Source organism: Pseudomonas sp. HMWF021 (assembly GCF_003061005.1).
GTDB lineage: Bacteria > Pseudomonadota > Gammaproteobacteria > Pseudomonadales > Pseudomonadaceae > Aquipseudomonas.
This window is the reverse complement of the sequence record NZ_QAIK01000102.1, coordinates 23738-28273: the sequence shown is the minus strand read 5'-3', so window position 1 is coordinate 28273 and position 4536 is coordinate 23738. Positions and strand designations below refer to the sequence as shown.

Sequence of the window (4536 nt, the reverse complement as noted above, 5' to 3'; positions counted from 1 at the left end):
CCTCGATACGGCAGCGATGGGCTTCATCGCGCCGGCGCTGTCCCAGGACTGGGGCATCGACCGCGCCAGCCTCGGCCCGGTGATGAGCGCCGCGCTGATCGGCATGGTCTTCGGCGCACTGGGTTCCGGCCCACTGGCGGACCGTTTCGGGCGCAAAGTCGTCCTCGTCGGCGCCGTCGTATTGTTCGGCGCTTTCAGCCTGGCCTCGGCGTACAGCACCAATGTCGAACAATTGCTGGTGCTGCGCTTCCTCACCGGTCTCGGACTGGGCGCCGGCATGCCCAACGCCACCACGCTGCTCTCGGAATATACCCCGGAGCGCAAGAAATCCTTGCTGGTGACCAGCATGTTCTGCGGCTTCAACCTCGGCATGGCCGGCGGCGGTTTCATTTCGGCGAAGCTGATCCCGGCGTTCGGCTGGCACAGCCTGCTGATGATCGGCGGGATCCTGCCGCTGATCCTCGCGGTGGTGCTGCTGTTCTGGCTGCCGGAATCGGCGCGTTATCTGGTGGTACGCAATCGCGGCACCGACAAGGTGCGCAAGACCTTGTCGCCGATCGATCCGGTCACCGTGGCGCAAGCGGCGAGTTTCAGTGTGCCGGAGCAGAAAACCGTCAAGGCGCGCAACGTGTTCGCGGTGATTTTCTCCGGCACCTACAGCGCCGGCACCTTGTTGCTGTGGCTGACCTACTTCATGGGCCTGGTCATCGTGTACCTGCTGACCAGTTGGCTGCCGACCCTGATGCGTGACAGCGGCGCGAGCATGGAGCAGGCAGCGTTCATTGGCGCGCTGTTCCAGTTCGGCGGGGTATTGAGCGCGGTGGCTGTAGGCTGGGCGATGGACCGCTTCAATCCGCACAAGGTCATCGGCACTTTTTACCTGCTAGCCGGGGTGTTTGCCTACGCGGTAGGGCAGAGCCTGGGCAACATCACGTTGCTGGCGACGCTGGTGCTGGTCGCGGGGATGTGCGTCAACGGTGCGCAATCGGCGATGCCTTCACTGGCGGCGCGGTTCTATCCGACGCAAGGGCGGGCGACCGGGGTGTCGTGGATGCTCGGGATTGGCCGCTTTGGCGCGATTCTCGGGGCGTGGATGGGCGCGACGCTGCTGGGGTTGGGCTGGAATTTCGAGCAGGTGCTGACGGCGTTGGTGATTCCGGCGGGGCTGGCGACGGCGGCGGTGCTGATCAAAGGCATGGTCAGTCATGCGGATGCGACCTGATATCGCGGTTTAAGCCGAAAAGATCGCAGCCTTCGGCAGCTCCTACATTGGAATGCGTACCTCTGTAGGAGCTGCCGAAGGCTGCGATCTTTTGCTGACTACACAGAACGATAGGTTGATAACAATCCGTTCGATAAACGAACACTCAGTCGATTATCGGATTGTTTGGCGATTTTCAGCGGCTTAATCTGCAGTGACTCCGGCGCTGAACCTCGCGCCTTTTTATCACTGGCGATTCACTACAAAAACGGGAGCCTGCTCCATGGCCGAGATCCTTTCGCTGCACGCCGCGGTGAAGCAATTCGTCAACGACGGTGACACCGTCGCGCTCGAAGGCTTCACGCACCTGATCCCTACGGCGGCAGGTCATGAAATCATTCGTCAGGGCAAGAAAGATCTGACCCTGGTGCGGATGACGCCTGACCTGATCTACGACCAACTGATCGGTGCCGGTTGTGCACGCAAGCTGATCTTTTCCTGGGGTGGCAACCCGGGTGTGGGTTCGCTGCACCGACTGCGCGATGCGGTCGAGAAGCAATGGCCGCATGCCCTGGAAATCGAAGAACACAGCCACGCCGACCTGGCCAATGCCTACGTCGCCGGCGCGTCCGGCCTGCCGTTCGCCGTGCTGCGAGCCTACGCCGGTTCCGACTTGCCGAAGGTCAATCCGCTGATCAAAACGGTCACTTGCCCGTTCACCGGTGAAGTGTTGGCGGCGGTGCCGTCGGTACGTCCGGACGTGACCGTGATCCACGCTCAGAAAGCCGACCGTCAGGGCAATGTGCTGCTGTGGGGCATTCTCGGGGTGCAGAAAGAAGCGGCACTGGCGGCCAGGCGCTGCATCGTCACCGTCGAGGAAATCGTCGACAACCTCAACGCCCCGATGAATGCCTGCGTGCTGCCGACCTGGGCTTTGAGCGCGGTGTGCCACATACCCGGTGGCGCGCATCCGTCCTACGCCCACGGTTACACCGAGCGCGACAATCGTTTCTATCAGGCGTGGGATCCGATCGCCCGTGACCGTGAGACGTTTACCGCGTGGATCAACGAATACATCCATGGCTGCGCTGACTTCAGCGAGTTCCAGGCCAAATTGGCCGCTGCTTCGGAGGCCAAGTAATGACTTACACCACCAATGAAATGATGACCGTCGCAGCGGCCCGTCGCCTGAAAAACGGCTCGGTGTGCTTCGTCGGCATCGGCCTGCCGTCGAAAGCCGCCAACCTCGCGCGTCTGACGTCGTCGCCGGACGTGGTGCTGATCTACGAATCCGGCCCGATTGGCGCCAAGCCCAGCGTGCTGCCGCTGTCGATCGGTGACGGCGAACTGGCGGAGACCGCCGACACCGTGGTGCCGACCGGTGAGATTTTTCGCTACTGGCTGCAGGGCGGGCGCATCGACGTCGGTTTTCTCGGCGCCGCGCAGGTCGACCGTTTCGGCAACATCAACACCACGGTGGTCGGCGACTATCACGCACCGAAAGTGCGCCTGCCGGGTGCCGGTGGCGCGCCGGAAATCGCCGGTTCGGCGAAAAGCGTGCTGATCATCCTCAAGCAGTCGGCGCGTTCGTTCGTCGACAAGCTCGACTTCATTACCTCGGTCGGGCACGGCGAGGGCGGCGATTCGCGCAAGCGTCTGGGCCTGCCGGGTGCTGGCCCGGTCGGGATCATCACCGACCTGTGCATCATGGAGCCGGAAGCGGGCACTCACGAATTCGTGGTCACCGCCCTGCACCCGGGCGTGACCCGCGAGCAGGTGGTCGCCGCCACCGGTTGGGCCATCCGCTTTGCCGACAACGTTGAAACCACCGCTGCGCCGACCGAGGTTGAGCTGACCGCGCTGCGCGATCTCGAAGCGCGCACCGCCGCCGCCCACGGCCAGGCACCAGGAGAAGCATGATGCGTGACGTGTATATCTGCGATGCGATTCGCACCCCCATCGGCCGTTTTGGCGGCGGTTTGTCCGCCGTGCGCGCAGACGATCTGGCCGCCGTGCCGATCAAGGCGCTGATGGAGCGCAATCCGTCGGTGGACTGGAGTGCAATCGACGAAGTGTTCCTCGGCTGCGCCAATCAGGCCGGTGAAGATAACCGCAACGTGGCGCGCATGGCACTGCTGCTGGCGGGTCTGCCGGACAGCGTGCCGGGGGTGACCCTCAACCGTCTCTGCGCTTCGGGCATGGACGCGATCGGCACGGCGTTTCGCGCCATTGCCAGTGGCGAGATGGAGCTGGCGATTGCCGGCGGCGTCGAGTCGATGTCCCGCGCGCCATTCGTGATGGGCAAGGCGGACGCGGCGTTCTCGCGCAACATGAAGCTGGAAGACACCACCATTGGCTGGCGTTTCATCAACCCGCTGATGAAGGCTCAATACGGCGTCGATGCGATGCCGCAGACCGCCGACAACGTTGCCGACGACTATAAAGTGTCGCGCGAAGATCAGGACGCGTTTGCCCTGCGCAGTCAGCAGCGCACGGCCGCTGCACAAGCGGCGGGATACTTTGCCGAGGAAATCGTCGAAGTGCGGATCGCCCACAAGAAGGGCGAAACCGTGGTCAGCCAGGATGAACATCCGCGCGCCGACACTACGCTTGAAGCGCTGAGCAAACTCAAACCGGTCAACGGCCCGGACAAGACCGTCACCGCTGGCAATGCGTCCGGGGTCAACGATGGCGCCGCCGCGCTGATTCTCGCGTCGGCGGAAGCGGTGAAAAAACACGGCCTGACAGCACGGGCCAAAGTGCTGGGTATGGCCAGCGCCGGTGTTGCACCTAGGGTGATGGGCATCGGCCCGGTGCCGGCGGTGCGCAAACTGATCGAGCGTCTCGGCGTGGCGGTCAGCGATTTCGATGTGATCGAACTCAACGAAGCCTTCGCCAGCCAAGGCCTGGCGGTGCTGCGTGAATTGGGCTTGGCTGACGATGCGCCGCAGGTCAACCCGAACGGTGGCGCGATTGCCTTGGGCCACCCGTTGGGCATGAGCGGCGCGCGACTGGTGCTGACTGCGCTGCATCAGCTGGAAAAGACCGGCGGCAGGAAAGGTCTGGCGACCATGTGCGTCGGCGTCGGGCAGGGTCTGGCCCTGGCCATCGAACGCGTCTGACGCAGCGCGTCGACTGATAAGAACAGAGGAAAGCGAAATGACTGACAAGCCTGGCTACCGTCGTCCGCAGGAAGGCACCCAGCCCGAATACCTGCACCCGACGTATCAATCCACCAACCTGCGCTCGCCGTCCAAGCCGCTGGTGTTTCTGCCGCATTCGTTGTCGGAGATCACCGGCCCGACCATCGGTGCCGAACGCGTCGCCGACAAGGA

The 4536-nt window shown here is 63.5% G+C and carries 4 protein-coding genes and 1 pseudogene; all 5 read left to right on the top strand.

Annotation, left to right across the window (positions count from 1 at the left end; all coding sequences use genetic code 11):
- Positions 1-1222 (top strand): MFS transporter (locus DBR18_RS13645; protein ID WP_108590706.1); only part of this gene is annotated, 1222 nt, incomplete at its 5' end.
- A 262-nt stretch (positions 1223-1484) separates the two neighbouring features.
- Positions 1485-2342 carry a CoA transferase subunit A gene (locus DBR18_RS13640; protein WP_108590698.1) on the top strand — a complete coding sequence of 286 codons (858 nt, stop codon included), beginning with the start codon at positions 1485-1487 and terminating at the stop codon, positions 2340-2342.
- The gene (locus tag DBR18_RS13635) at positions 2342-3121 is read left to right on the top strand and encodes a CoA-transferase subunit beta (RefSeq protein ID WP_007963157.1); all 780 of its coding nucleotides are present in this window, start codon (positions 2342-2344) and stop codon (positions 3119-3121) included. The genes DBR18_RS13640 and DBR18_RS13635 overlap by 1 nt, the downstream gene beginning before the upstream one ends.
- Positions 3118-4323, top strand: coding sequence for a 3-oxoadipyl-CoA thiolase (gene pcaF / locus DBR18_RS13630; RefSeq protein WP_177482382.1), 1206 nt, complete (start codon positions 3118-3120; stop codon positions 4321-4323). The genes DBR18_RS13635 and pcaF overlap by 4 nt, the downstream gene beginning before the upstream one ends.
- Before the next feature lie 37 nt (positions 4324-4360).
- A pseudogene (locus DBR18_RS29185) lies at positions 4361-4536 on the top strand (protocatechuate 3,4-dioxygenase subunit beta); the annotation flags it as partial.

Coding starts and splice junctions, on each gene's coding strand:
- DBR18_RS13640 (WP_108590698.1), top strand. CDS start 1,485: ATGGCCGAGATCCTTTCGCTGCACGCCGCGGTGAAGCAATTCGTCAAC.
- DBR18_RS13635 (WP_007963157.1), top strand. CDS start 2,342: ATGACTTACACCACCAATGAAATGATGACCGTCGCAGCGGCCCGTCGC.
- pcaF (WP_177482382.1), top strand. CDS start 3,118: ATGATGCGTGACGTGTATATCTGCGATGCGATTCGCACCCCCATCGGC.